This window comes from Paraburkholderia sp. EG286B, from assembly GCF_040965655.1.
Classification (GTDB): domain Bacteria; phylum Pseudomonadota; class Gammaproteobacteria; order Burkholderiales; family Burkholderiaceae; genus Paraburkholderia.
The window spans coordinates 162,560-189,098 of sequence record NZ_JBFRCF010000008.1 but is presented as its reverse complement, the minus strand read 5'-3'; the positions used below and the strand labels follow the sequence as shown (position 1 = coordinate 189,098).

General features: G+C 66.0%; 24 protein-coding genes. 13 read left to right on the top strand and 11 right to left on the bottom strand.

Features of this window, described 5'->3' with window-relative positions:
* Positions 1-101 precede the first annotated feature (101 nt).
* Positions 102-995 carry a phenylalanine 4-monooxygenase gene (gene phhA, locus AB4Y42_RS19335; protein WP_368695033.1) on the top strand — a complete coding sequence of 298 codons (894 nt, stop codon included), beginning with the start codon at positions 102-104 and terminating at the stop codon, positions 993-995.
* An 86-nt stretch (positions 996-1,081) separates the two neighbouring features.
* Positions 1,082-1,435 carry a 4a-hydroxytetrahydrobiopterin dehydratase gene (locus AB4Y42_RS19330; RefSeq protein ID WP_256094713.1) on the top strand — a complete coding sequence of 118 codons (354 nt, stop codon included), beginning with the start codon at positions 1,082-1,084 and terminating at the stop codon, positions 1,433-1,435.
* A 103-nt stretch (positions 1,436-1,538) separates the two neighbouring features.
* Here the strand turns inward: AB4Y42_RS19330 and AB4Y42_RS19325 are convergent, their stop codons facing one another.
* Positions 1,539-1,769, bottom strand: a complete 231-nt coding sequence (locus AB4Y42_RS19325) for a DUF3717 domain-containing protein (protein ID WP_069264749.1) — start codon at positions 1,767-1,769, stop codon at positions 1,539-1,541.
* Between the two features lie 105 nt (positions 1,770-1,874).
* Here AB4Y42_RS19325 and AB4Y42_RS19320 point away from each other — a divergent pair, with 105 nt between their 5' ends.
* The gene (locus AB4Y42_RS19320) at positions 1,875-2,561 is read left to right on the top strand and encodes a response regulator transcription factor (protein WP_027815974.1); all 687 of its coding nucleotides are present in this window, start codon (positions 1,875-1,877) and stop codon (positions 2,559-2,561) included.
* 184 nt (positions 2,562-2,745) lie between these two features.
* Complete coding sequence (locus AB4Y42_RS19315; RefSeq protein WP_368689512.1) at positions 2,746-4,314, top strand: sensor histidine kinase; 1,569 nt, start codon at positions 2,746-2,748, stop codon at positions 4,312-4,314.
* Between the two features lie 79 nt (positions 4,315-4,393).
* Here AB4Y42_RS19315 and AB4Y42_RS19310 read toward each other — a convergent pair whose 3' ends face one another.
* From AB4Y42_RS19310 to mnmC, 7 genes are all read right to left on the bottom strand, one after another.
* Complete coding sequence (locus AB4Y42_RS19310; protein ID WP_368689511.1) at positions 4,394-4,900, bottom strand: SET domain-containing protein; 507 nt, start codon at positions 4,898-4,900, stop codon at positions 4,394-4,396.
* 303 nt (positions 4,901-5,203) lie between these two features.
* On the bottom strand, positions 5,204-6,316 hold the full coding sequence (locus tag AB4Y42_RS19305) for an NADH:flavin oxidoreductase/NADH oxidase (protein ID WP_368689510.1): 1,113 nt from the start codon (positions 6,314-6,316) through the stop codon (positions 5,204-5,206).
* A gap of 130 nt (positions 6,317-6,446) precedes the next feature.
* Positions 6,447-7,175, bottom strand: coding sequence for a glutamine amidotransferase (locus AB4Y42_RS19300; RefSeq protein WP_368689509.1), 729 nt, complete (start codon positions 7,173-7,175; stop codon positions 6,447-6,449).
* Positions 7,176-7,436: 261 nt separating this feature from the next.
* Entirely contained in the window at positions 7,437-8,075 is a 639-nt protein-coding gene (locus AB4Y42_RS19295) for a MarR family winged helix-turn-helix transcriptional regulator (protein ID WP_368695032.1), read from the bottom strand.
* 764 nt (positions 8,076-8,839) lie between these two features.
* Positions 8,840-9,955, bottom strand: coding sequence for a YbdK family carboxylate-amine ligase (locus AB4Y42_RS19290; protein WP_368689507.1), 1,116 nt, complete (start codon positions 9,953-9,955; stop codon positions 8,840-8,842).
* Positions 9,956-10,009: 54 nt separating this feature from the next.
* Positions 10,010-11,215: a cation:proton antiporter gene (locus tag AB4Y42_RS19285; RefSeq protein WP_368689506.1), complete on the bottom strand. Its 1,206-nt coding sequence runs from the start codon at positions 11,213-11,215 to the stop codon at positions 10,010-10,012.
* Positions 11,216-12,141: 926 nt separating this feature from the next.
* Positions 12,142-14,124, bottom strand: coding sequence for a bifunctional tRNA (5-methylaminomethyl-2-thiouridine)(34)-methyltransferase MnmD/FAD-dependent 5-carboxymethylaminomethyl-2-thiouridine(34) oxidoreductase MnmC (gene mnmC / locus AB4Y42_RS19280; RefSeq protein ID WP_368695031.1), 1,983 nt, complete (start codon positions 14,122-14,124; stop codon positions 12,142-12,144).
* 463 nt (positions 14,125-14,587) lie between these two features.
* Between mnmC and AB4Y42_RS19275 the strand changes: the two genes are divergently transcribed.
* Positions 14,588-14,866: an HU family DNA-binding protein gene (locus tag AB4Y42_RS19275; RefSeq protein WP_027815965.1), complete on the top strand. Its 279-nt coding sequence runs from the start codon at positions 14,588-14,590 to the stop codon at positions 14,864-14,866.
* 133 nt (positions 14,867-14,999) lie between these two features.
* Here AB4Y42_RS19275 and AB4Y42_RS19270 read toward each other — a convergent pair whose 3' ends face one another.
* Complete coding sequence (locus AB4Y42_RS19270; protein WP_368689504.1) at positions 15,000-16,331, bottom strand: GTP-binding protein; 1,332 nt, start codon at positions 16,329-16,331, stop codon at positions 15,000-15,002.
* Between the two features lie 176 nt (positions 16,332-16,507).
* Positions 16,508-16,954, bottom strand: coding sequence for a lytic transglycosylase domain-containing protein (locus AB4Y42_RS19265; RefSeq protein ID WP_368689503.1), 447 nt, complete (start codon positions 16,952-16,954; stop codon positions 16,508-16,510).
* A 554-nt stretch (positions 16,955-17,508) separates the two neighbouring features.
* Between AB4Y42_RS19265 and gspD the strand changes: the two genes are divergently transcribed.
* From gspD to gspF, 3 genes are read left to right on the top strand one after another with little or no spacing between them, the layout of a single operon-like run.
* The gene (gspD, locus tag AB4Y42_RS19260; protein ID WP_368695030.1) at positions 17,509-19,845 is read left to right on the top strand and encodes a type II secretion system secretin GspD; all 2,337 of its coding nucleotides are present in this window, start codon (positions 17,509-17,511) and stop codon (positions 19,843-19,845) included.
* On the top strand, positions 19,842-21,338 hold the full coding sequence (gspE, locus tag AB4Y42_RS19255; protein ID WP_368695029.1) for a type II secretion system ATPase GspE: 1,497 nt from the start codon (positions 19,842-19,844) through the stop codon (positions 21,336-21,338). Before gspD ends, gspE begins: the two co-directional genes overlap by 4 nt.
* Before the next feature lie 58 nt (positions 21,339-21,396).
* Positions 21,397-22,614, top strand: a complete 1,218-nt coding sequence (gene gspF, locus AB4Y42_RS19250) for a type II secretion system inner membrane protein GspF (RefSeq protein ID WP_028203270.1) — start codon at positions 21,397-21,399, stop codon at positions 22,612-22,614.
* Between the two features lie 45 nt (positions 22,615-22,659).
* Here gspF and AB4Y42_RS19245 read toward each other — a convergent pair whose 3' ends face one another.
* Positions 22,660-23,073, bottom strand: a complete 414-nt coding sequence (locus AB4Y42_RS19245; protein ID WP_368689500.1) for a hypothetical protein — start codon at positions 23,071-23,073, stop codon at positions 22,660-22,662.
* A gap of 211 nt (positions 23,074-23,284) precedes the next feature.
* Between AB4Y42_RS19245 and gspG the strand changes: the two genes are divergently transcribed.
* From gspG to gspK, 5 genes are read left to right on the top strand one after another with little or no spacing between them, the layout of a single operon-like run.
* Positions 23,285-23,749 (top strand): type II secretion system major pseudopilin GspG, encoded by a 465-nt coding sequence (gene gspG, locus AB4Y42_RS19240; protein ID WP_133183317.1) that lies wholly within the window; start codon positions 23,285-23,287, stop codon positions 23,747-23,749.
* 21 nt (positions 23,750-23,770) lie between these two features.
* Positions 23,771-24,304 carry a GspH/FimT family pseudopilin gene (locus AB4Y42_RS19235; protein ID WP_368695028.1) on the top strand — a complete coding sequence of 178 codons (534 nt, stop codon included), beginning with the start codon at positions 23,771-23,773 and terminating at the stop codon, positions 24,302-24,304.
* 13 nt (positions 24,305-24,317) lie between these two features.
* Positions 24,318-24,746 carry a type II secretion system minor pseudopilin GspI gene (gspI, locus tag AB4Y42_RS19230; protein WP_368695027.1) on the top strand — a complete coding sequence of 143 codons (429 nt, stop codon included), beginning with the start codon at positions 24,318-24,320 and terminating at the stop codon, positions 24,744-24,746.
* Entirely contained in the window at positions 24,724-25,407 is a 684-nt protein-coding gene (locus tag AB4Y42_RS19225; protein ID WP_342920281.1) for a prepilin-type N-terminal cleavage/methylation domain-containing protein, read from the top strand. The genes gspI and AB4Y42_RS19225 overlap by 23 nt, the downstream gene beginning before the upstream one ends.
* Complete coding sequence (gspK, locus tag AB4Y42_RS19220; RefSeq protein WP_368695026.1) at positions 25,404-26,534, top strand: type II secretion system minor pseudopilin GspK; 1,131 nt, start codon at positions 25,404-25,406, stop codon at positions 26,532-26,534. The genes AB4Y42_RS19225 and gspK overlap by 4 nt, the downstream gene beginning before the upstream one ends.
* Positions 26,535-26,539 lie beyond the last annotated feature (5 nt).

Below are 26,539 nucleotides of genomic sequence, written 5' to 3'. Positions count from 1 at the left end.
TTGCATACACCAGCCGCATCCCATGGAGTACGCGCACATGCCGCGCGCCAACCGCTCTAGACTTGCATGACAGCAAGCCTTTTTAGTGGAGCGTTACGAACATGGCCGCCGCCACCGCGAAACTGCAGGAGCAGTTCGACGCGGGTCTCACCACCCGTCCCGATTTCACGCTCGACCAGCCGCTCGAGCGCTACGGCGCGGCCGATCACGCCGTCTGGGACCAGCTCTACCGGCGCCAGCGCGCCCTGCTCGAAGGCCGCGCCTGCAAAGCCTTCCTGGAAGGGGCGTTGCGCATCGGCCTGAATGTTGCCCACGTTCCGTCCTTCGCGCAGGTGAGCGAGCGCCTGATGGCCGCAACCGGATGGCGCATCGTGGCCGTACCGGGCCTCGTGCCCGAGCGCATTTTCTTCGAGCACCTGGCGAACCGGCGCTTTCCGGTCACCTGGTGGATGCGCCATCCCGATCAGCTCGACTATCTGGAGGAGCCCGACTGTTTTCACGACCTGTTCGGCCATGTCCCGTTGCTCACCGACCCCACTTTCGCCGATGCGATTCACGCCTACGGGCGCGCCGCGCTCGCCGTCGAGGAACGCGCGTTGCCGTTGCTCGCGCGGCTCTACTGGTACACGGTGGAGTTCGGCCTGATGCACGACGCGAGCGCCCCCAACGGCGTGAAGATCTACGGCGCCGGCATCGTCTCGAGCAAGGGCGAAACGCTCTACAGCGTGGAGAGCCCGGCGCCCAACCGGCTTGGGTTCGACCTCGACCGCGTGCTGCGCACGCGCTATCGCATCGACACGTTCCAGAAGACCTACTTCGTGATCGATTCGTTCGCCCAGCTTTTCGACGCGCTGGGCGCGGGCATTGCTGCGCGTCTGGCTGATCCGGCGGCGCTCATCGCGGCGCAGCCTCACGCTGCAGGCGACGTGCTGCACAGCGACACGATCCTCACGCGCGGCACGCGCGAGGGCTGGCTCGACGACGGCGACGTCTGACCGACACGCGGGCTTTGCGCCGCAGTAAGCGCGCGTTCCTTGATGCGAGCGCTCGCACGCGTGCCCCAGACGTGAAAAAATGGCTGATCGGCTCACGGCGCACGCCCGGCCTCAAGCTCAATACAGGTGCAATGATGATCAACCGACTCACATCCGAAGAGCGCGCATCCGAACTCGCCGACCTGCGCGGCTGGCAGGCCGTCGCCGGCCGCGATGCGATCCAGCGCCATTTCCGCTTCGCCGACTTCAACGAAGCGTTCGGCTTCATGACACGCGTCGCCATCAAGGCGCAGGAAATGAACCATCACCCCGAGTGGTTCAATGTCTACAACCGTGTGGAGATCACGCTTTCCACCCACGAAGCCGACGGCCTCACGTCGCGCGACATCGAACTCGCGCGCTTCATCGACTCGATCGCGCCGGGGCCGCTCAGCGCATAAGCAGCGGTACTAAGCATGGGTACGCTGTGCGCACGGCGAATGCACACAACGAGCGCACAGCGCGCCGTGAAAGCATAATGCAGGGTACCGGGCCTTCAAACCTTCAGCTTTGAAGGCTATTCTTGATGGATACGTAAGACTCCCAGGCAGCGCGGGCAATCGGGTCTAAACGTTCCGGTGATATGGTGTTCTGACGCTGTACAATCAGCAGCGCATAAGGCTTGGAGAGCGCACTCGCCTCCTGGCACAACGCGAGTTCATCGCCAATCGAAGGCGAGCGGTTGCGCCAGAAGTTGATCGCGGCTTCGAGTTCGGTGATCGAAATATCGGACATGTGGATCGTGATCGCGCAACCGTCGGGCTGTGCCTCGAGGCCAGCAAGCGACGCTTCGCGAACTGCGTGCCTGAACGCTAAACCCATTGTACTTGAGCGAATCCCATGCGACTCCTTCTGATCGAAGACGACCGCCCTATCGCACGCGGCATCCAGTCCAGCCTCGAACAAGCCGGCTTTACGGTCGACATGGTCCACGACGGCATCTTCGCCGAACAGGCCCTCACGCAAAATCGCCATGAGCTCGTGATCCTCGATCTGGGGCTGCCGGGCATCGACGGCATGACGCTGCTTTCGCGCTTTCGCCAAAGCAACCGGCATACGCCCGTCATCGTGCTCACCGCGCGCGACGAACTGAACGACCGCGTCCAGGGCCTGAATTCCGGCGCCGACGACTACATGCTCAAGCCGTTCGAACCGGCCGAGCTCGAAGCGCGCATTCGCGCCGTGATGCGCCGCAGCGGCCCGCACGGCGACGTGCCGCGCCCCGAAGTGTCGCTCGGCGGCGTGCGCCTGTCGGGCGTCGATCGCCGCATCTTCAACGACGACAAGCCGCTCGAACTCTCGCCGCGTGAATTCGCCGTGCTCGAAATGCTGCTGCTGCGGCACGGCCGCGTCGTGAGCAAGGCGCAACTGCAGGACCACCTCACGCACTTCGGCGGCGACCTCGGCGACACCGCGATCGAAGTCTACGTGCACCGCGTGCGCAAGAAGCTCGAGAACTGCCGTGTCGAGATCGTCACGGTGCGCGGCTTCGGCTATCTGCTGCAGGAAATCCGCCAGGCGGCCTGATCCGCCTCGCTTTCCGGGCCAGCCAGCGGCGGCGGAGCAATCCGCCGCCGTTTGCGCTTGATGGCGCCGGCTTTGGCGTCTCACTGGCACTTCAGCCGCCACGCCCGCGGCCCGCGTACAATGGATCGGTCCCGTGCCGCGCACGCCGCCGCACCCACGATTCATCATTCGCCCCGAAGCCATCATGTCCTCACCGGCCGCAACGAGCCTGCGGCGCACGCTGTTACGGCGCCTCGCCGCCCCGCTTTCGCTCCTCGCGCTGATGAGCGGCCTGATCGCCTATTGGCTCGCCTGGCAGTACACGCAGCACGTGGTCGACCGCTCGCTCGCCGACCTCGCCACGGCCATTTCCCGCCAGATCCAGATCGCCGGCGACGATGCCGCCAATACCGTCCCGCCGCTCGCGCAGGCGATGTTTTCCGACCCCGTCGAGCACCTCGTCTATCGCATCAGCAACGGCGAAACGGAGATCGCGGGCGACCATGACCTGCCGCTGCAGGGCACCAACGTGCGCCGCATGCACTACGCGTACGTGTTCGAAACGATCTATCAGGGCGTAACCGTGCGCGTCGCCCAGGTGCGCGTGCCGCAAGCGCACGGCAATCCGATCGTCGTGGAAGTCGGTCAGCCGGTGCATCATCGCTTTCGCATCGCAGCCGAATTTCTCGTCGCGATCATGATGCCGTTGCTGCTCCTGCTGCTCGCCGGCTGGGTCATCGTGTGGCGCGTGGTCAACCAGCAGCTCAACCCGCTCACCGCGCTCGCCGACTCGCTCAACCGCCAGACGCACACGTCGCTCGAACCCGTGGACGAGACCTACGTGCCGGTCGAGATCCGTCCGCTCACGGGCGCGCTGAACGCGCTGCTCGGCCGCCTGAAGACCGCGCTCGACGCGCAGCGCAAGTTCATCGCCGACGCCGCCCATCAGCTGCGTACGCCGCTCACCGCGGTGAAGCTGCACGCCGAGCAGGCCGTGAACGCACGCGAGCCACAGAAGGTCACCGACGCGGTGCGCGAACTGCGGGCGGCCGCCGATCGCGCGGTGCGTCTGTCCAACCAGCTGCTCTCGCTCGCGCGCGCGGAGCCGGGTGAACAGGCCGCGCGCTTCGTCGATATCGACATGGCCGCGCTCGCCTTCGAGACGGGCGCCGAGTGGGTGCCGCGGGCGCTGGCGAGCCACGTCGATCTCGGCTTCCAGCGCCTCGACGACCCCGAAAACGACACGCCGCTGATGGTGCGCGGCAACCCCGTGCTGCTGCACGAGGTCATCGCGAATCTGCTCGACAACGCGCTCAAGTATTTGCCGCCCGCGCGTCTCGAAGGCGCGCGCATCACCGTCACCGTTTCGCAGTCCTCCGCGGAAGGCATGCCGATGGCCGAGATCGTCGTGGAAGACAACGGCGGCGGCGTGCCCGCTTCGCAGCAGGCGGATCTCTTCAAGCGCTTCTTCCGCGGCGACGGCCAGAGCGAAAGCGGTGTCGATAGCGGCGCGGGCCTGGGCCTCGCGATCGTCCACGACATCATGACGCTGCATCGGGGCAGCGTGCATTACGAAGACGCGCCGGAAGGCGGCGCGCGCTTCATCGTGCGCGTGCCGCTCGCGCATCGCGGCGCGCCTGGCGGCAAGGACGCCAAAGACCGCAAGGACAGCAAGGAGGCCGCCGCGCTCGAGGCCGCAAATCTGCGTACGGACGAGGCCGGCGAGCCGCCGCGCGAGAACAAACCGAGCCACCAGGCGAGCGTCGATCTCTGACGCTGCAGGTGCCGGGAAAACGACAAGGGCCGCTCATGCGGCCCTTGTGCTTGATACGGTGCGACGCGCGCCGCGCCGCTTACTTCTTCTTTTTGCTCTTGCCTTTCGACGCTTTCGCGCCCTTCGCAGACTTGTCGTCGTCGGGCGGCGCGAGCATCGTGCCGCGGCACTTGCGGGCGCCGCAACGGCATTCGTATTCGCGCTTGAGCTTCTTCGTCTGCTTCGCGTCGATCACGAGGCCGTAGTCGTAGAAAAGCTCCTCGCCCTCCGGGATATCGCGCAGCGCGTGGATATAGACGTGTCCGTCGATTTCCTCGGCTTCGCAGTTCGGCGCGCACGAATGATTGATCCAGCGCGCGCTGTTGCCCTTCACCTTGCCGTCGATCACGTCGCCGTCGTCGAGCGCGAAATAGAACGTGTGATTCGGTTCGGCAGGATTATGCGGATGACGCCGCAACGCTTCCTTCCAGGAGATGCGCTCGCCCTTGTATTCGATCAGTCGTTCGCCGGTCGCAATGGGGACCGCCGCAAACACGCCCTTGCCGTGCACGCCCGACTGGCGCACGACGATCCTGCGTTCACTCATTGAATGAATCCTTGTGAAGTACTGGGGGAGACTGTCCCGGCCATGACAGGCGGCGCGGAACATGTCCTCCCGCGCGCCGCCTGCGGCTCTCTCATGAAGCCGTGCCTGGCGGTCTGCCTGGCCTTGCATCGGCCCTTGCATCAAACCTCGCGCCCTGGCTCGTCGCGCTCCGTACGCAAACGCGGCGCCGATTGGGCGCCGCGCTCATGCGACGCCCGGCGCGCCACAGACGGCATCGTACACGCTCGCGCCTCTTTCGTTCAACCCATATGCGCCGTGAGAAACCGCCACGCGCCATGTGTTTCAGCGCTGGCCGAGCGTCGTCTCGCCGAACAGCTTCTTCAACTCGCGCGGTTGCGAGCGCCAGTATTGCGGCGGCGCGCTCACGCTCGCGCCGAGCTGCGCCGCGGCGTGCCACGGCCAGCGCGGATCGTAGAGCATCGCGCGCGCCATCGCGATCATGTCGGCTTCGCCGTCTTCGATGATCTGGTTGGCCTGCAAGGCGTCGGTGATGAGGCCCACGGCAATCGTCGTCATGCCGGTTTCGGCCTTCACCTTGCGTGCGAACGGCACTTGATAGCCGGGTTCGAGCGGAATCTTCTGCAGCGGCGACACGCCCCCCGACGACACGTCGATCCAGTCCGCGCCGCGCGCCTTGAGCGCCTGCGCGAAGACGACGGTGTCCTCCGGCGTCCAGCCGCCATCGACCCAATCCGTTGCCGAAACGCGCACGCCAATCGGGCGATCGGCCGGAAATTCGGCACGCACGGCGTCGAACACTTCGAGCGGAAAGCGCATGCGGTTTTCGCGCGAGCCGCCGTACTCGTCGCTGCGCTGGTTCGCGATCGGCGAGAGAAACTGGTGCAGCAAATAGCCGTGCGCCGCGTGGATTTCGAGGGCGTCGATGCCCAGACGCGCCGCGCGGCGCGCCGTGGCCACGAACGCATCGCGCACGCGATTCAGACCCGCGACGTCGAGTGCCAGCGGCGGCGCCTCGCCTTCCTTGTGCGCGAGCGCCGAAGGCGCATGCGGCAGCCACCCGCCGTCGGCGACCGGAATCAGCTGGCCGCCCTCCCAGGGCACATGACTCGACGCCTTGCGCCCCGCGTGCGAGATCTGCATCGCGATGCGGACAGGCGAATGGCGGCGGATCGCGGCGATCACGGGCTCGAGCGCGGCTTCGGTCACGTCGTCCCACAGGCCGAGACAGCCCGGCGTGATGCGGCCGTCCGGCTCGACCGCCGTCGCTTCGATGCAGAGCATCGCCGCGCCCGAAAGCGCGAGGTGGCCGAGATGGATCATGTGCCAGTCGTTGGCTTCGCCGCGCTCGGCGGAGTACTGGCACATCGGCGAAACGACGATGCGATTGGGGAGCGTCACGCCACGCAGTTCGAGCGGAGTGAAGAGCTTGCTCATGGGAGGTCCACGGACGGTTGGCAGAAGCGTCCGAGAATAGCACGCGCTTTTTTCACGCGTTCGACAGGGAACACGACGCCTGCGCGGCGTGCGCCGGCGCGAAGTGGATCAAGCCGGGTTCAGGCGCGGGTCAGGGTTGGCGCGCGGCCATCTGTGCGTCGACGGCATCGAGCCATTCGCCGAACATGCGGCTCGCCTGCGCTTCGAGGAGCGGCCCGTGGCGCGCCGTGTCGTCGCGCAGCGCGTTCACGTCCACGCCCGCGCCGGCGATTTCCGCGGCATGACCGATCAGCCAGGGCTCGAAGCGGTCGGCGCGCACTTCCGGGTGGCACTGCAGGCCGAGCACATTGTCGCCCCACGAAAACGCCTGGTTCTCGCAGAGCGGCGTGGAAGCGAGGCGCGTCGCGCCCTGCGGCAGATCGAAGGTATCGCCATGCCAGTGCAGCATGGAGGTCGCCGCGCCGTCGAGGTGCTGCAGCGGCGAGGCGCGGCCGGCGTCGGTGAGCGTGAGCGGCGTCCAGCCGATCTCGGGCTGGGGCCCCGCATACACGCGAGCGCCGAGCACGCGCGCAATGAGCTGCGCGCCGAGGCAGATGCCGAGCGTAGGCAGACCCGCCGCGATGCGCTTTTCGATCATCGCGGCAAGGGGAACGAGTGTGGGATAGCGCGCATCGTCGCACGCGTTGATCGGGCCGCCGAGCACGACCATGAGCGACGCCGACAGCGGATTGAGCGCGCCGACACGGGCGAAGCCGACGTCGACGTAGCGCACGGGGCGGCCGCGGTCGCCGAGCACGCGCTCGAAGCTGCCGAGGTCCTCGAAATAGACATGGCGCACAGCCAATACTTCGCGATTCATCGGCAAATTCCCGGGTCGGCTGTGGACGGCATGCACGTCACCGCTCTTTCACTGCGCGTGCGAACGTTTGCGCCAGCGGTCGTGACAAAAAACGTATGGCCAATACTTGCGAGAACTACACAAATTGCCACGCACGCGTTTGATACACGCAAAGTCAGCACGCAACGTCGGCACGCCAACGACCGCGCGCTGCTTTGCATTACCGTGCATTACATGCATGACGCGCGCCGCCCGCATGGGGGCGGCGGCGCGGCTTCGGCCTTACACCGCGAAGATCTTCCAGTTTTTCTTCTGGGTCGTCACGTCGGCCTGTTCGTAGACCGAGCAATCGAGACGCAGATCCGTGTCAGCCATGTTGATGTTCAGCAGCTGGCAGTGATGCGGCGTCTTCTTCGGGTTCTTGCTCGGCTCGAAATGCGAGCAGGTCAGGCACATGCGGTGCTGCGGGCTGGTTTCCTGCGCTTCGAGCAGAAAAACCGTCTTGAGCAGCGTGCGATAAAGCGTGGACTGCTCGTCCGCCTTCAGCGTGCCGACCGCCTTCGACAGGAAGTCGGGCCACTGCGAGGCCTTTTTCGCCGCCGTGCGGCCGCGCGACGTGAGACGCACCGCGAGTGCGCGGCCGTCGTCGAGCGCACGGCGCTTTTCGACCAGCCCCTTGGTTTCGAGCGTGCTCACCGCATCGCTGGTGGTCGCGGCCGTGAGGGCCGTTTCACGCGCGATCTCGCCGAGGCGCATCGGCCCCTTTCGCTGCATCAGCAGCACGAGAATTTCGCCCTGGGTAGGCGTGAGTCCTGCCCCTTCGGCCCAGTCCCACGCCTGGCTCCGCATTGCCGTGCTCAGTCGCAGCAGGCTATGGGTCACCCGCCCGGCTGCCTGCTCTCCGTATACGCCTTCGCTCATAGTCTTTCGCTGGTTATTGGCAGCTTGCGCTGCATCGTCAGCCGCCGCTTTGACCGACGGCCTGTGGGAACGCTGGCGCCCGGTTCCCCGAGCGCCGCACCATCTCAAAAAATTCCTGCTTCGCGTACGCCATCGTACGCGTTGCACTGTCATGTTTCTTGCCGCTGGCCCCGGAAACATCCTTCAAGTCCCGACGCCAGTGCAGCAAACCGACATTCTATGCGAGAGCGGCAAATCGCACAGCTAACTTATCCAGCGCGAATTGTGGATAACCCGTTGATAAGCAGGCTATTGCCTTGTGTACAGGTTCCGCGCTGCTCGCCGCCACCGCCCCGTGACCCATGCAGGTTATCGCGGATTTCTGTCCCGAACGCAACTGGAATCTGCCCGATTGTGACTAACCAATCATTACGTAGTCCATTGAGTTTGCAGGGAAAACGAAGGTTACCCACAACGGCCTGGGCCATTCGTTCTTGAATATGGACCATGTCGGGACCCAGGTCAAAAAAAATAAGAACCCCCAGGTACCTCGAAGCCGGTAAAAAAATTTTCGTCCACCTCGAAAAAAGTGGCGTGCGGAACCAACGCGACCCGTTTTTGGCCCGCTTTTAACAGCTCTTACCCGTTTTCCGGTCCCTGAAAGCACGAAGGGCAGCCCGAAAGCTGCCCTCGCATCCTGCTTTGCCGGCGCGGGGCGCATCCGGCACCCCGCGAAAATCGGTCAGTGGTCCTGTGTGTCCGCCGGCTCCCTCTTACGATTCCCGTCAGGCGCGCCAGCGCAGGCACTGCTGGCGCACCGCTTCGTGCAGCGATTTTTCCTCGGCCACCACGCTGCGCAGCCACGTGGCGTCGTTGTTCTGCGCACGGGCGATCGTGCCGATTTCGGTGAGTGCGCGCGTCGAGCCGAGCACCTCGCCGTGCGGCGCGATCCGGTCCAGCGTTTCGAGTATGTCTTCAGAAATCGTGCGGCGCTCGCCCGTTTGCGGATTCACGCAGGTGCCGGCCAAGCCGAAGCGGCACGCCTGGAAGCGGTTGAACGTGTAGACGAGGTAGTCGTCCTCGAGCGGCGCGATCGGCCGATCGGTGAGCAGATGGCGCGCGAGCGTCTGGATGTAGCAGGCGATCGCGGCGGCGCGCTCCACCGAAAGCGGCGTGTCCATCACGCGCACCTCGATCGTGCCGAAGCCCGGTTTCGGGCGGATGTCCCAGTAGAAGTCTTTCATGCTGTTGACAACGCCCGTGTGCACCATCTTCGAGAAGTACTCCTTGAACTCCTCCCAGCTCAGCACGAACGGCGCGCGGCCCGACAGCGGAAACGCGAACACGGAATTCAGTCGTGCCGAATGAAATCCGGTGTCCACGCCCTGTACATAGGGCGACGACGCCGAGAGCGCGATGAAATGCGGGATGAAGCGCGAAAGCGAGTGCAGCAGAAAGAGCGCGCTGTCCGCATCGGGGCAGCCGATATGCACGTGCTGGCCGAACACCGTGAACTGCTTCGCCAGGTAGCCGTACAGCTCGGACAGATACTGAAAGCGCGGCGTATCGACGATGCGCCGGTCGCTCCATTGCTGGAACGCGTGGGTGCCGCCGCCGCACAGACCGACGTTGAGACGATCGGCCGCGCTGACGAGCACGTCGCGAATCCTGCGCAGATCGGCCACGGCCTGCTCGTGATTCGTGCAGATGCCGGTGGAGAGTTCGATCATGCTTTCGGTGATTTCGGGCGTGATATTGCCCGGAATCTCCTGATCTTTGACGAGGCGCATGAGGTCGCTCCCCGCCTTGGTCAGATCGTAGTCGTGCGTGTTGACGATCTGCATTTCGAGTTCGACGCCGAACGTGAACGGCTTCGAATCGACAAACGTTTCAAGTGACATGGCGTTTCCTTCGGGGCGTCGCGCGCAAGCCGCCGGCCGCGCGCGCCGCGAGATTCATTTTTCGCCGCGTTCGCCGACGAGCGCAAGCGCGCGGTAGACCACCCAGGGTCCGAAGAGCTGCAGCACGACGATCGAGCACAGAATGATCGCGCGCAGGCGCGGATCGAAGGTCGGATAGAGCTCGTAGGTGTCCTCGACGAGCAGCAGCGCGAGCGCCGACATGGGCGTCAAGGCGAGGCCGAGCGCTACCCCCTGCTTCCAGTGCAGCCCGCTCGGCTTGGCGAACATCAGCACGCCGACGAGCTTGGCCGCGAGACGCGCGACGATCAGCCCCGCCGCCGCCACGCCGCCCACGAGAATGTCGTGCCACTCGAAGGTGGTGAGCGTGAGCACGAACAGAATCACCGTGAGCAGCCATCCGGCCGTGCCGAAATGCTGCGGCCACAGCTGCGGGCGCGGCTCCAGATTCTTCACGATGATGCCGGCGGCGAGCAGGCTCAGGATCGTCGAGAGCTTGAGCAGGTGCGCGATGGCGATCGCGAGCAGCACGAGGCCGAAGAGTGCGACGAACGAGTGCTCGTCCTGCGGGCTCAGGCGGCGGTAAAACAGCGTGCATGCGCGGGCGAGCACGAACGCGAGAATCAGCGAGCCGATCAGCAGATAAAGCGGCTGCAGGATCGTCGCGAACACGTTGCCGTACATCTCCTGATGCAGCCAGGTCGAGGCGAGCTTTTCGACGATCACCGCATACATGCTGTTGAGCGCCGTGAGCGTGAGCAGGCGCTGCGTGACCTGGCCTTCTGCGCGCAGCTCCGTCTTGAGCTGGATCACCATGGCAGGCGACGTCGCCATGGCGATCGCCGACACGACGAGCGCGATCATCGTCGGTACGGAAAGGAACAGCAGCACCGCGAGCACGAGCACGAAGGTGAGCGAGGACTCGGCAAGGCTCGACAGGATGAGCCAGGGATTGCGGCGGATCCAGCGCAGGTCGAGACGGCTGCCCAGTTCGAACAGCAGCAGGCCGAGCGCGACATCGAGCAGCGGCCGCGCGGCCGTGCCGACATCGGCGTCGATCACGCCGAACCCGGCCGATCCGGCAATGAGCCCGATCACCCCATAGCCCGAGATCCGCGGCAAGCGCCACGCCCGATAACAAAGCTCGCCGCACAAACCGGCGGCGAGCAGCGCGAGCCCGGCCCAGAAAATTCCGTCGAGCTGCAACGGCCAGGCGGGAAAAAACGAAAACGCCGACTTCATCGTGGTGGCTTCTCCTTGGCAACGACTTCTTGCGTGGGATCGAATCCGGCTGTCCGACGTTAGTTCGACATACGACTGGCTAACAGGCAAGCCGCGTGCCGCACGAGGCGAACGACACCTCTACTCCCCGTCCGTTGTCTGCCTGCCTGGCGCACCAATCCATGCAGCCGGCTGGCCCGACGATATGACGATTGGGCGAGCCGGCGCGACCAGGCGCTTCCTGCGGCGAGTGCGGACAAACCGTGCGGCAAAACGCTGCGACAAAGCAGCCGGCACATGACGGTGCGGCGAACAGCCGGTACGGGCGCGTTGCGTGTGGTGTGGCTGCGCCCGCGTTGGATGAAGAACGCTGCCGTCTACCCTGAGCACTCAGATTCAGGATGAGGGGCAACCGTTCCTTGGATGCGTCGACCGTCTGATGCGGCATTTGACGCGGAAAGAACGGCGATTGTGCCATAGCTTTTTTGCAATTGTCCCCACCTCTTCGAAAGCATCGACAAAGACGGTAATAGCGTCCGTATTGTGCGCTTTTGGCGACGTATGCGGAAAAAATGACCGCATCGGCGGCCGGCTTTCGTCTGGGTTTTCAAGCTCCGGCTGGATAGTCTTTGTCGGCAGCGATGGCGCTAGCTTGGGGTTTACTGTTTACCGTATGTATACGTAGTAGAAGTTAACAAGGGCCTGGATTTCCTGTGGATAACCGGGGTTTACCGAAAGGAATCCGCGAGTTGCCGCTCGTACAACCGCACGCAAAGCATGTGCGGTCCATGCGCACTTCGAAGAGTAACTTTTGGGCCTGGAGCGGGGCGTGCCGAGTTACCCCGTTTACGTCCACACCGCGTCCACACTCGATTCGCTGCCAATTCGCGCGGTTATCCACAGATTTGCGTGGATAACCTGGAGGCTCTTTTTTCCGTGTAGGGCCCTCAAAGACTGCGCTGGCGCAAGGCGCGCTGCAGGAAGCGCGCCGGATCCAGCTGGTCCGCGAGTTCCCGCTCCAGAGGCCACGGCTCGCCCTCCAGCTGCGATGCGACCAGCTCCGCCCCCAGCCCCGCCCAGACGAGCCCGCGCGAGCCAAACGCATACGCGCCGTAGAGGCCGCTTGCGCGCGGCAGGTCGAGCGGCCACGCACCGGCCAGACGCTGCGCGTCGCGGCGGGCGGCGTCTTCGTCGGCGAGCGGGCCGAGCATCGGCATGCGGTCGCTGGTGACGCAGCGGAACGCCACGCGGCCCGCGAAATCGCGCTCGCCTGCGCTTTGGGCCGCGGCAAGCTCAGGGAGCATGTGCGCGACGCGTTCGATGTTCTCGGAATGGCCCGCGGCGCGCAGCGCGTGGTCGGCGTCGTCGACTTCGTAGGTGGCGCCCGCGAGCGTGACGCCGCCGTCGAGCGGCACCGCATAGCCATCGCCGATCACGGGTACGCGCAGGTTCGCGAGCGGGCTGGGATCGACGAGCGTGAGCTGACCGCGCACGATGCGGGTGGGCGCGTGCGCGAGCGCGGCGGCGCGCGAAGCGTCCTGGGCGTTGGCGAAGATCACCGCGGCTGCCCGGGCGACGAGCCGACCGGCGTCGTCGAACACCTGCCATTCGTTGGATTCGCGTTCGGCGGCGCGCGCAATGTGACCGATACGCACACCGAAACGTGTCTCGACCTTGGCGCCGGGCAACGCGGCGGCGAAGGCGCATTGGGCGCGGCAGAGGGTTGCCGGGTCGATCGCGCCGCCCTGCGGATAGAACCAGCCACCCTGATTGAGCGCGACGCCGGCCAGTGTCTGCGCTTGCTCGCGCGTGACGGCGCGCACGAATTCTTCGGGATAGCGGAACGATTCCAGCGCGGCGGCGACGGCGCGCGACTCGTCGTCGGTGGCGAGATGGAGCAAGCCGGCGTGCGAGCGCCGGGGCGCATGGCCGGCGGCTTCGAGCGCGGCCCAGCGTTGCAGCGCATAGAGAAAACCCGCGCGCGTGATGCGCGACGCGCTGCTGTCGTCGCGCGAAATCAGCGGATGAAATACGCCGGCCGGATTGCCCGATGCCTCGAGCGCGGGCGCGGCGTTGCGTTCGACGAGCGTCACGCGCCAGCCGCGCACGGCCAGCCGCTCGACGAGCGCGCAGCCGGCGAGTCCCGCTCCGACGACGACCGCGTGCCGCTCGCGCAGCGTAAGCGGCAGCGGCGGCTCGTAGCGGCGCACGCGCCAGCGCGGCGCGAAGCGTCCGGCCAGCATCGCCCACTTGCCGTTGAAGCCTTCCACCTTGTGGTATTCGAAGCCGCTTTGCTGCAGCGCGCGCTTGACGTCGCCCGAACTGCTCCAGGTCGCGAAGGTGGCGTCCTCGCCGGCGATGCGCGCGAGCGCCTTGAAAATGGCCGGCGACCAGAGGTCGGGATTCTTCGCCGGGGCGAAGCCGTCGAGGTAGATCGCATCGGCGCGCATCCACATTTTGGGAAATATCTCGAGCGCGTCGCCGAACACGAGCGTGAGCGTGACGCGCCCGCCCTCGAATTCCAGGCGGTGCGTGCCCGGCACGAGCATCGGCCAGGCGTTCACGAGCTCGCGCGCGAGCGGCGCTTCGCGTGCGTGCGCAACGACTGCGTCGAGTGCGCTTCGCAGGTCGTTGCGCGCGAACGGATGTTTTTCCACCGAAACGAAATGCAGGCGTTCGCAGCGCGCCGGGTCGTCGCGCCATGCCGACCACGTGGCGAGAAAGTTTACGCCCATGCCGAAGCCGGTTTCGACCACGGTGAAGATCCGCCGGTCTTGCCAGCGCTGCGGCAACGCGTTGCCGTTCAGAAAGACGGCTTGAGCCTGTGCGAATGCGCCCGCAGCGCTGTGATAGACGTCGCCATAGATGGGCGAAAACGGCGTGCCGTCTTCCCGGAAAGCGAGCGTGGCGGGTGTCAGGGTGGCGGTCATGAGGAACGCGAAGCCAGAGGTGAGGAGAAAACGGGCAAGCAGCGAGGCTGCAAAAAGCGTGTGGCGAAGGCGGATCGCGTCGCCGCAAACGCTTGCCGGGCCGGCGTTTGCGCGCATGCTGCGTTGGCGCGGCGCAACGCCTGCGGCGGGAAAAACGTCGCAGACGTAGGGATTTGCGGGGGTGGACACCCGAAAAAGGTCTACAAGCTCCAAAAAACCCGCATGTCCCGCGCGAAATCTTCGAAACCCTTGTCGTTATTGGGTTTGCGCTGCGCTATCATAGCAAGCGCCGCCCAGGGAAGCGGCAGCACGGACGTTGCGGCAGCAGACACACGCTAGTCGCCGCAACGCGAAAACGCCGGGGTGCTCCGGGTCCGTCGCTGCTCGACGGCGCGGCACGCGTCCGTATAATCGGCGCGTTCGCGCTGTTCGTGTCAACCTAAACACAGAAAGGAACTTCTCAATGAATAAACAGGAACTGATCGACGCCGTCGCAGCACAGACGGGCGCTAGCAAGGCACAAACCGGCGAGACGCTGGACACGCTCCTCGAAGTGGTCAAGAAGGCTGTGTCGAAGGGTGACGCGGTTCAGCTGATCGGCTTCGGCAGCTTCGGTTCGGGCAAGCGCGCAGCCCGTACGGGCCGTAACCCGAAGACCGGCGAAACCATCAAGATTCCCGCTGCCAAGACCGTCAAGTTCACGGCTGGCAAGGCGTTCAAGGACGCCGTCAACAAGCGCTAAGGCATTGCCGCTTTAAGTTGACACCCGCCCCTGGCGGGTTTTTTTTCGCCTGCGAGCCTCATGCATCGCGCGCGCAAAAGCAAACGGCGCCGCATTTTTGCGGCGCCGTTGTTCGTTGAGCGCGTCGTTTGGCTCAGTTCGGACGGTGGACGATTTCGTCGTGATCGCCGTGATCATGATCGTGATCGTCGTCGTCGAGCTCCCAGGACGGGAACGGGTCGGCGTAGCCCAGCCAGGCTTCGGGACCTGCCGCGTATTCCGCATCGTTGAGAAGGCACGCATCGAGCTTCGCGCGCCATGCATCGCGGTCGAGATCCACGCCGATCATCACCAGCTCCTGACGGCGGTCGCCGACGCTGGGGTCGTCGAGATCGCCTTGCCAGTCGGCGGCGATTTCCTTTTCGAGTTCGGCGTCCTGCGGCCATTCCTCGCGCGGCAGTGCCGCCCACCACGTGCCCGCGGGGCCGTGACGACATACGCCGCCCGCCTGCGAGAGCGTGCCCGTTACCTCGTTGCGCGTGGCGAGCCAGAAGAAGCCCTTCGAGCGCAGCACGCCCTTCCATTCCTGGTTGAGCAGGGCCCAGAAGCGCTCGGGATGAAACGGGCGGCGCGCACGATAAACGAAGTTGCTGATGCCGTACTCGTCGGCTTCGTTGCGCGGCGCATGCGTATGCGCCGGATCGTGGCAATGCGCCGGGTCATCGCAATGGTCATGGTCGTGCAGCGACGCGAGCCAGCCCGGCGCGCTCGACGCCGCATCGAAATCGAAGCGGCCGGTGTTGATCACCTCCTCGAGCGGCACGTTGCCGAAGCGGCTCACCACCTGCACCGCGCGCGGATTGATGCGCGCGAGAATGTGCTGCAGGCGTGCGAGTTCGTCGTCGCTTACGAGGTCGGCCTTGTTGAGCACGAGCACGTCGCAGAACTCCACCTGATCGACGAGCAGTTCCACGATCGCGCGGTCGTCTTCCTCGCTCGCTGCCACGCCGCGCTGCGCGAGTTGGTCGGGGCTCGCGTAGTCGCGCAGGAAGTTGAATGCGTCGACGACGGTGACCATTGTGTCGAGACGCGCGAATTCGTCGAGCGCGACGCCGTCGTCGCCGGCGAACGTGAAGGTTTCCGCGATCGGCATCGGCTCGGCCACGCCGGTCGATTCGATCACGATGGCGTCGAAGCGCTGGCCGGCGCGCGCCGGGTCGGCGAGGCGCTGGATCCCGGTGAGCAGGTCGTCGCGCAGCGTGCAGCAGATGCAGCCGTTCGACATTTCGACCACGCGCTCTCCCACGCGCGAGAGCGCCGAGGCGTCGCGCACGAGCGCGGCGTCGATGTTCACCGAGGCGAGGTCGTTGACGATCACCGCCACGCGCAGGCCCGCGCGGTTCGACAGGATATGGTTGAGCAGCGTGGTCTTGCCCGCGCCCAGAAAACCCGAGAGCACGGTGACGGGCAGTGGCGGCTGGTTCATCGCAGTTTGGTGCAGAAAGTGAGTCGGGAGGCGCGCCGCGCGAAAGGATCGAAATCCTCGTAAGGGTGCGGCGCCAGCCAGCATTTTGCACCATGCACGCGCGCCGCGCAGGGCACGCGTGCCGCCGCATTCAGGGCGCGAGCACGCGGTGAGCGCTCAACATGCGCTCAAGCGCGCTACTGCATGAGATGCCACTTGCGCAGAATGTCGGCGATCTGCTGCGCGTACTGGTCGCGCAGCGTCGGCGTTTCGGAATGGTAAGCGCCGACGGCAGCCCACGTGTTGCCGTACTTGTTCATCTTCTGGCGCAGGTGCCACGCGGCGATATAGACGTTCTTGCACGGCTCCATGAGCGTGCTTTGCGAAATGCCGTACTGCGAGAGCACGGGCAGATGCACGGAATTGATCTGCATGACGCCGTAGTCGATCGAACCGTTCGCATTCCTGTGTACCGCGTCGGGCCGGTTGTGCGACTCCTGCCAGGCAATGGCGCGCAGGATCAGCGGATTGACCTTCTGATAGCGCGCGGCCTCGTCGAAACAGTCCGCGTGCGCGAGCGTGCTGACGCTCGCGGCGACGAGCACCACGACGGCGGCAAGCGTAGCGGACCAGACGTTTGGCATGGCGACTCGCGCGAAAGCAGACAGAAGGGCAAACAACGGGCAAGCAAAGGACAAGCAAAGAGGCGAACGACGCAGCCTGCAGGATGACGCAATCTCTCGCTGGCCGGCCTGATTTCTGGCGGCGCAATGCGGGAATTCCCACATAAAGACGGGGGAAACGTGCGTTGGCCATCCTTCGGGCCGCTCGTATGATACCGGTCACCGATGACGCGTCAAGCTGGCTGCTCAGACAAGACGCGGCGCTTCGAACCAATCGAAGTCCGCGCACGCCAGCTCATGAGGCACGCATGCTTACAAACAGCTTGGGATTACCGGCTGGCGCGGCTCGGCGATTAGAAGAATTCCCCGGAGCCCCATTTTTTGTGACAAATTCGACATGAAAAACTGCTACTGTTCCATCTTTTGTTGACTAACGGACGTCCGGGCTGAGGAGAGCCGGCGCCGGCACTAGTCAGGAAAGCACAGGCGAGTCGGCCCCACAGCCGTACGTCGAGGACGAATAGCCGCGCGCGTCTGCCGCTGGCTTCGATAAGACACCCATGAGAAGAAATCGTATGGCTTTGCGTCGCGTCGCCACGGCGCTGCTCGTGAGCGGACTAATTACGGCACAGCTTGCCTATGCGCAGGTCACGCTCAATTTCGTCAACGCCGACATCGACCAGGTGGCGAAGGCAATTGGCGCCGCCACCGGCAAAACGATCATCGTCGATCCCCGCGTGAAGGGGCAGCTCAATCTCGTCTCCGAGAACCCCGTGCCTGAAGACCAGGCGCTCAAGACCCTGCAGTCGGCGCTGCGCATGCAAGGCTTCGCGCTCGTGCAGGATCACGGCGTCCTGAAGGTCGTGCCGGAAGCCGACGCCAAGCTGCAGGGCGTGCCCACCTATGTGGGCAATGCGCCCACCGCGCGTGGCGACCAGGTGGTGACCCAGGTGTTCACGCTCAGGCACGAGTCGGCGAACAACCTGCTGCCGGTGCTGCGCCCGCTGATCTCGCCGAACAACACGATTGCCGCCTACCCGGCCAACAACACGCTCATCGTGACCGACTATGCGGACAACGTGCGCCGCATCGCCTCGATCATCGCGGGTGTGGACTCGGCCGCCGGCCAGCAGGTCCAGGTGGTGCCGCTGCACAACGCCAATGCGCTCGACATCGCGCCGCAAATCGCGAAGATGCTCGACCCGGGCGCGATTGGCGCCTCGGACCCGTCGCTGAAGGTCTCGGTCATCGCCGACCCGCGCACCAACTCGCTGATGCTGCGCGCCTCGAACGCGCAACGCCTCGCCTCCGCGGTCCAGCTCTCGAAGCAGCTCGACGCGCCCACCAGCATGCCGGGCAACATTCACGTCGTGCCGCTGCGCAACGCCGACGCCACGCAGCTCGCCAAGACGCTGCGCGGCATGCTCGGCAAGGGCGGCAACGATACGTCGACGTCCGGCAATGCGAACGGCTTCAACCAGGCCGGCAACAGCGGCGGCGGCGGCAGCATGTCGACGGGCACCTCCGGCACGCCGCCGCTGCCGTCGAGCTCGCTCAGCGGCGGTACGTCGTCGGGCAGTTCGCTGGGCGGGGGCAGCTCGTACGGCAGCGGTGGCGGCGGCAGCAACGAAGCGCCGTTCCTCGGCGGCGACAAGGACAAGGGCGACGAGAACCAGCCGGGCGGCATGATTCAGGCCGACGCGGCGACCAACTCGCTGATCATCACGGCCCCGGACGCGGTGTACCGCAACCTGCGCGCCGTGATCAACCAGCTCGATGCGCGGCGCGCGCAGGTCTATATCGAGGCGCTGATCGTCGAACTGAACTCGACCACCAACGCCAACCTGGGCATTCAGTGGCAGGTCGCGAATGGCAATTTGTACGCCGGCACCAATCTTTCCACCGGCAGCGGCAACAGCATCATCAACCTGACGGCCGCTGCGGCCGCCGACGCCAGCACCGGCGGCCTTGCGAGCGCGCTCGGGGCTTCCGGCCTCCAGCAGGGCCTGAATGTAGGCTGGATCAAGAACATCTTCGGTGTGCGGGGTCTCGGCGCCTTGCTGCAGGCGCTCTCGCAAACCGCCGACGCCAACGTGCTGTCCACGCCTAACCTCATTACGCTCGACAACCAGGAAGCGAAGATCGTCGTCGGTACGAACGTGCCGATCCAGACGGGTTCGTATTCGAACCTCACGAGCGGCACGGCGAGCACGGCGTTCAACACCTACGATCGTGTGGACGTGGGCCTGACGCTGCACATCAAGCCGCAAATCACCGACGGCGGCATCCTGAAGCTGCAGCTGTACACGGAAGACTCGGCGATCGTGACGGGCACGACCAACGCGACGACCAATCCCGCCGGCCCCGAATTCACCAAGCGTTCGATCCAGTCGACGGTGCTGGCCGACAACGGCGAGATCATCGTGCTCGGCGGCCTGATGCAGGACAACTACCAGGTCGCCAACAGCAAGGTGCCGCTGCTCGGCGACATTCCGTGGATCGGCCAGCTGTTCCGCTCGGAAAACAAGACGCGCGAGAAGACCAACCTGATGGTGTTCCTGCGGCCGGTGATCATCAGCGACCGCGACACGGCGCAGGCGGTCACGTCGAATCGCTACGACTATATCCAGGGCGTGACGGGCGCCTACAAGTCCGACAACAACCTGATCAAGGATCGCGACGACCCGGTCGTGCCGCCGATGCCGGTCGGTCCGAGCCAGGGCGGCTCCGTGCTGAACCTGTTCGATCTCGACCAGATGCGGCGTCAACAGGCGCTGGGCGTGCAGCCCGCGGCGCCCGCGAACCCGGCAAGCGCCGTGCAGATGCAGCCCGCCGCACCCGTGCAGACGGCGCCGATCGAAACCACGCCGGTGCAGCAGGCGGCGCCTGCCACCACGCGGGTGCAGCCGTGAGCACGCCGCACGCGCCTGCGGCCACCGGCGGCGCGGACCGCGAGCCGCCCTCGCCGCTTGCCGCGCGCCTCGTGCCGTACGGCTTTGCGCGCAGCGGCCAGATTCTGGTCGCCCAGCAGCGTGCCGAAGGTCTCGAAGTGTGGATCAGCGAGCGTACCTCGCAGGCCGCCATCGCCGAGGTCGCGCGCAACTTCGGCGCGTTCGCGCTCGTGCGCGTGCCGGCCGACGAACTCACGCAGGCCATCAACCAGGCGTACGCGCGCCAGGACGGCAGCGCCGCGCAGGTGGTGGGTGAAGTGGAAGGCGAAGTCGATCTCTCGCGCCTCATGCAGGACATTCCCGAAGTGGAAGACCTGCTGGAGTCCGAAGACGACGCGCCGATCATCCGCATGATCAACGCGCTCCTCACGCAGGCCGCGCGCGAGCAGGCATCGGACATTCATATCGAGCCGTTCGAGAATGCCTCGGTCGTGCGCTTTCGCGTGGACGGCACGCTGCGCGACGTCGTGCGCCCGAAGAAGGCGCTGCACGGCGCGCTGATCTCGCGTATCAAGATCATGGCGCAGCTCGACATCGCCGAGAAACGCCTGCCGCAGGACGGCCGCATCACGCTGCGCGTGGGCGGGCGTCCGGTGGACGTGCGCGTGTCCACGCTGCCCACGGGCCACGGCGAGCGTGCGGTGCTGCGTCTGCTGGAAAAAGATGCGCAGCGTCTGAACCTCGAAGCGCTCGGCATGGCCGGCGACACGCTCGGCAAGTTCGACCAGCTGATCGCGAAGCCGCACGGCATCGTGCTCGTCACCGGCCCGACGGGCTCGGGCAAGACGACCACGCTGTACGCGTCGATGTCGCGGCTCGAAACGGCCACGACCAACATCATGACCGTGGAAGACCCGATCGAGTACGACCTCTCGGGCATCGGGCAAACGCAGGTGAACGAGCGCATCGGCATGACGTTTGCGCGCGCATTGCGCTCGATCCTGCGTCAGGACCCGGACATCATCATGATCGGTGAAATCCGCGACCTCGAAACCGCGCAGATCGCCGTGCAGGCGTCGCTCACGGGCCACCTCGTGCTCGCCACGCTCCATACCAACGACGCCGCCTCCGCCGTCACGCGTCTGACCGACATGGGCGTCGAGCCGTATCTGCTCGCGTCGTCTTTGCTCGGCGTGCTCGCGCAGCGCCTCGTGCGCCAGCTCTGCCCCGTGTGCAAGGAAGAACGCGAGGAAGACGACGGCAGAAAACGCTGGCATCCGGTGGGTTGCGAGCGTTGCGGCCAGTCGGGCTACGCGGGTCGGCGCGGCGTGTACGAACTGCTGCTCATCGACGAGCCGATTCGCGCGCTCATCCACCGCAACGCCGCCGATGCGGAGATCTTCGAGGCCGGCCGCGCACAAGGCATGCGCACGCTGCGTGAAGACGGCGAGCGCTGGGTCGAGGCGGGCAGGACCTCGCTCGAGGAAGTGCTGCGCGTGACGGGCGGCGCGTGATGGGCCGCCCGATGAACCCCCAGTTGGACGCTCAATAAAAGCGAGGGCGATCAGCAACATGCCGGCATTTCGCTTCGAAGCCATCGACGCCACGGGCAAAGCGCAAAAAGGCGTGCTCGACGCGGACAGTGCACGCGGCGCGCGTGCGCTGCTGCGCGGCCAGGGCCTCACGCCGCTCGTGGTCGAACCCGCCGCGAGCCGCACGCGCGGCGCGCGCCAGCAGCGGCTCGCGCTCGGGCGCAAGCTCTCGCAGCGCGAGCAGGCGATCCTCACGCGCCAGCTCGCGAGCCTGCTGGTGGCGGGCCTGCCGCTCGGCGAGGCGCTTGCGGTGCTCACCGAGCAGTCCGAGCGCGACTACATCCGCGAGCTGATGGCGGCCATTCGCGCCGAGGTGCTCGGCGGCCATTCGCTCGCGAGCGCGCTCGAGCAGCATCCGCGCGACTTTCCGGACATCTACCGCGCGCTCGTGGCCGCGGGCGAGCACACCGGCAAGCTCGGCATCGTGCTGTCACGTCTGGCCGACTACATCGAGCAGCGCAACGCGCTCAAGCAGAAGATCGTGCTCGCCTTCACCTACCCGACGATCGTCACGATCATCGCGTTCGGCATCGTCACGTTCCTGCTCAGCTATGTGGTGCCGCAAGTGGTGAACGTGTTCGCGAGCACGAAGCAGCAACTGCCCTTGCTCACCATCGTGATGATGGCGCTCTCGGGCTTCGTGCGGCAATGGTGGTGGGCGGTGCTGATCGCCGTGGCCGTGGTGGCGTGGATCGTGCGCTCGACCTTGCGCCGGCCCGGCCCGCGTCTCGCGTTCGACCGCTGGATGCTCACCGCGCCGCTCGCGGGCAAGCTCGTGCGCGGCTACAACACCGTGCGCTTCGCGAGCACGCTCGGCATTCTGAGCGCGGCGGGCGTGCCGATCCTGCGCGCGCTGCAGGCGGCCGGCGAAACGCTCTCGAACAAGGCGATGCGCACGAACATCGACGAAGCCATCGTGCGTGTGCGCGAAGGCACGTCGCTGTCTCGGGCGCTTGGCAACACGAAGACGTTTCCGCCCGTGCTCGTGCACCTGATTCGCTCGGGCGAGGCGACCGGCGACGTGACGACCATGCTCGACCGCGCGGCCGAAGGCGAGGCGCGCGAACTCGAGCGGCGCACGATGTTCCTCACGAGCCTGCTGGAGCCGCTCCTGATCCTGGCGATGGGGGGCGTGGTGCTCGTGATCGTGCTCGCGGTGATGCTGCCGATCATCGAGCTGAACAACCTCGTGCAGTAAGGCCTACGAACGGCACGAAGTCGCGGGAAGCCGGGCGCGCGGAACTCAGCGCACGTAGATGGTGGGACCGGCTGCGTTGGGCGGCAGGAAGATTTCGGAGTGCACGCCGTGGCGGTCGATGACGATCGAGCGGGGGCGCACTTCGAAGAGTTTGGAGTTCTGGTCGATCGGGCCGCCGAGCGAAATGGCTCGCGGCGGTTCGCCGCCCACGCTGACGATGGCCGCCGCGCCCTGTGCGAGCGAGAGGATGCCGAACAGGTGAATGTCCTGCACGGGGTTGCGCTCGAGCCTGCCGCCGAACAGCGTGCCGGCCTGGTCGAGCGAAACCGGCGCCCGGGCGGCGGCGGCCTGCACCGGCGCCGCGTGGTTCGTGGCCAGGGTGATTCCCCACCACGTGGCCGTGGCGCAGAACACCGCAAACGCGGCGAGGGAAAGAAGGCGGATTTGCAGTGGGTTCATGCGCTCATTGTACGAAGGTTTATGAAAATTTTGATGTACGCGTTTGCCATGCCCGCAAGGCGTCGGAAAGGCGTCATCGTGTGACATTACAATGACCCGTCATGCGTGCGAGGACCCGGCCGAATCGAGCGGCGGGTTCGATTGCAGGCGGGACGAAGCGCGGCGCACAGGCGTGCACCGCAACCATATCTAGCGAGGGAGGAAAGAACTCATGTCCATGTGGGCCAAACGCCGTGCCGAAATCGAAGTCACGCGCGCGCGCCGCCAACGCGGCTTCACGCTCATCGAAATCATGGTCGTGATCGCGATTCTCGGCATTCTGGCCGCGTTGATCGTGCCGAAGATCATGAGCCGTCCCGATGAAGCGCGCCGCGTCGCCGCGCGCCAGGACATCGGCACGATCATGCAGGCGATGAAGCTCTATCGCCTCGACAACGGCCGCTATCCGACCCAGGACCAAGGGCTGCAGGCGCTCGTGCAAAAGCCGACGACCGACCCCGTGCCGAACAACTGGAAGGACGGCGGCTATCTGGAGCGTCTGCCCAACGACCCGTGGGGTAACGCGTACCAGTACCTGAACCCGGGCGTGCACGGCGAGATCGACGTGTTCAGCTACGGCGCCGATGGCAAACCCGGCGGCGAAGGCAACGACGCCGACATCGGGTCCTGGCAGTAAGCCATCCGCCACGCCGCTTTCATGCAACCGAGCCGCCTTGCCCCTTGCCGGGACTGCCGATCGCCACGCAGCGCGCGCGCCTCACGCGCGGGCATGCGTTCGCGCGCGGCGGGCTTCACGCTGCTCGAAATGCTCGTGGTGCTGCTGATCGCGGGGATTCTCATCTCGCTCGCTTCGCTCACGCTCACGCGCAATCCGCGCACCGACCTGAACGAAGAAGCGCAGCGCCTCGCGCTGCTGTTCGAATCGGCAGGCGACGAGGCGCAGGTGCGTGCCCGGCCCATTGCATGGCAGCCGCTCGCGGGCGGGTTCCGCTTCGACGTTCATACCGAGGACGGCTGGCGTCCGCTGCGCGACGATCTGCTCGGTCCGCGCCACTGGGAAGGCGGCGTGACCGGCGTGGCGATCACCTACCCCGGCAGCGACGACACGCAGGCCAACCGGCTCATTTTCGGCACGGAAGCCGTGGACGTGCCGGTGCAGGTCACGCTCTTCTCGGCAGCCGGCCGCGCGACGATCGTCGGCACCGGCACCGGCCGCTTCGAGGTGCGCTGAGATGCGGCTCTCGATGCGTGGAAGAAGGCGCGGCTACGGCGCTCGCGGGGTTCGTCCGGCTCGTCCGGTGCGTGAGCGCGGCTTCACGATGATCGAGGTGTTGGTTGCGCTCGCAATCATCGCAATTGCGCTGGCTGCTTCGCTGCGCGCCGTCGGCAGCCTCGCCGCAAGCGAAGCCGATCTGCACGACCGCCTGCTCGCGGGCTGGAGTGCGGACAACACGCTCGCGCAACTGCGTCTCGCGCACGCATGGCCGGACCTTGGCGAGAGCAGCTTCGACTGCTCGCAGGGCAATCTGCGCCTGACCTGCACGCAGGAGGTCGCGACGACGCCCAACCCCGTCTTCCGGCGCGTGGAGGTGTCGGTGGCGACGCCCGGCCGTTCCGGCAATCTCGCGCAACTCGTCACGGTGCTCGCCAATGAGACGAACCGCTCGTTGTGACCGCGCGCGCGCCGCCTCGTCAGCGCGCGGCTTCACGCTGATCGAGCTGCTCGTGGCGATCGCCATCATGGCCGTGGTGGCGATCCTCTCGTGGCGCGGCCTCGACGAGATCGTGCGCGGGCGCGAAACCATCACGCGCTCGATGGCGGAGGAACGCGTGTTCGCGCAGATGTTCGACCAGATGCGCATCGACTTGCGCGAAGCGACCTCCGACGACGAGGCGGGCGGCGTCGCCATTTCGCTCGACGGCGGCGCGCTGCAGATCGTGCGCGCGTTCGCGGTCCCGCCGGGCGCGGCGCCGCGCCTGCAGGTGGTGCGTTACCGCGTGTCGGGCGGCCAGGTGGTGCGCTATGCGTCGCCCCCGCTCGCCAATCTCGGCGAGCTGCGGCGCGCGTTGCGCGGCGGCGAAGGCGACAACTGGGGCGCGTTGCCGATGATGAGCGGCGTGGACGTCATCAACGCGCGCCTGTACGTGCCGAAAACAGGCTGGACGGCGAACATGCAGGACGTGCGCTCGCAGGTGAGCGGCTACAACAACGATCTCAAGGTGCCGCAGCTCGGCAACGCGCCGCTGCCGCGCGCGGTGACGGGCGTACAGGTGAGCGTGGGTTCGCATTCGCTCGAGCGGCCGGTGACCCGCGTATTCATGGTGGGGGAATGACGTTGCGCACACAACGAACCTCCGCCCGACGATTCCGAGCATCCAGCCGCTCTACGCGCGCACGGCGCGGCGCGGCCATCATCAGCGCGTTGCTCGTCGTGGCGCTGTCGGCGATCCTCGTCTCGGGCATGTTGTGGCGCCAGCAGGTGCAGCTGCGCCGCATCGAGAATCAGCGGCTGCTCGCGCAGGCGCAATGGATCGCGCGCGCCTCGCTCGACTGGACGCGCCTCGTGTTGCGCTCCGAAGCGGATACGTCGGCGGGCATCACGTATCTCGGCGGCGCGTGGGGCGTGCCGCTCGCGAGAACGCGCTTGTCCGACTTTCTCGGCCAGATCGGCGAGGCGCACGCGCAACAGGGCACGGACACCTGGCTCTCGGGTTCTATCGAAGACGCCCAGGCGCGCTTCAATCTGCGCGATCTCGTGGCGTCCAGCGCGCCGGGCTCGCTGCAGCTGAACTTGACCGAAATCGAAGCGTTTGCGCGCCTGCTGCAGATTCTCGGCATCGACCAGCAGCTCGCCAAGAACACCGCGGTGTATCTGCGCTCGGGCCTCGCCTACTCCGCAACGCGCTTCCAGACGCAAACCGCCACGACGAGCGGCACCTCGCAAACCGAGGTGCTCGCAGGCGGCGGTTCGACCGGTGGCGGCAACTACACCGACAACCCGGGCCTCTCGGACGCCGACAGCAACAGCGGCGTCGCCCCGATCCTGATGACGAGCGTCGATTCGCTGCTCGACGTGCCCGGCTTCACGCCCGACACCGTCGCGCGGCTGCGCCCGTTCGTGACGATCCTGCCCACGGTGACGCCTGTGAACATGAACACGGCGAGCGCCGAGGTGATCGCCTCCGTCGTGACGGGCATGAGCCTGTCGAACGCACAGGCCCTCGTCGCGCGCCGCCAGAGCGTGTTTTTCCGCAACGTGAGCGACGTGCAGCTCGCGCTCGAAGGCGTGGGGGTGAAGCAGGCCTCGATCGATACGACGCAAATCGACGTCAACACGAGTTATTTTCTCGTCCATGGGCGCGTGCAGCACGAGCGCGCGGAAGTGGACCGCACGACGCTAGTCTGGCGCGACCCGCTCACTCATACGACGCGCATCGTGCGCGTTAGCGACGAACCATGAATCCG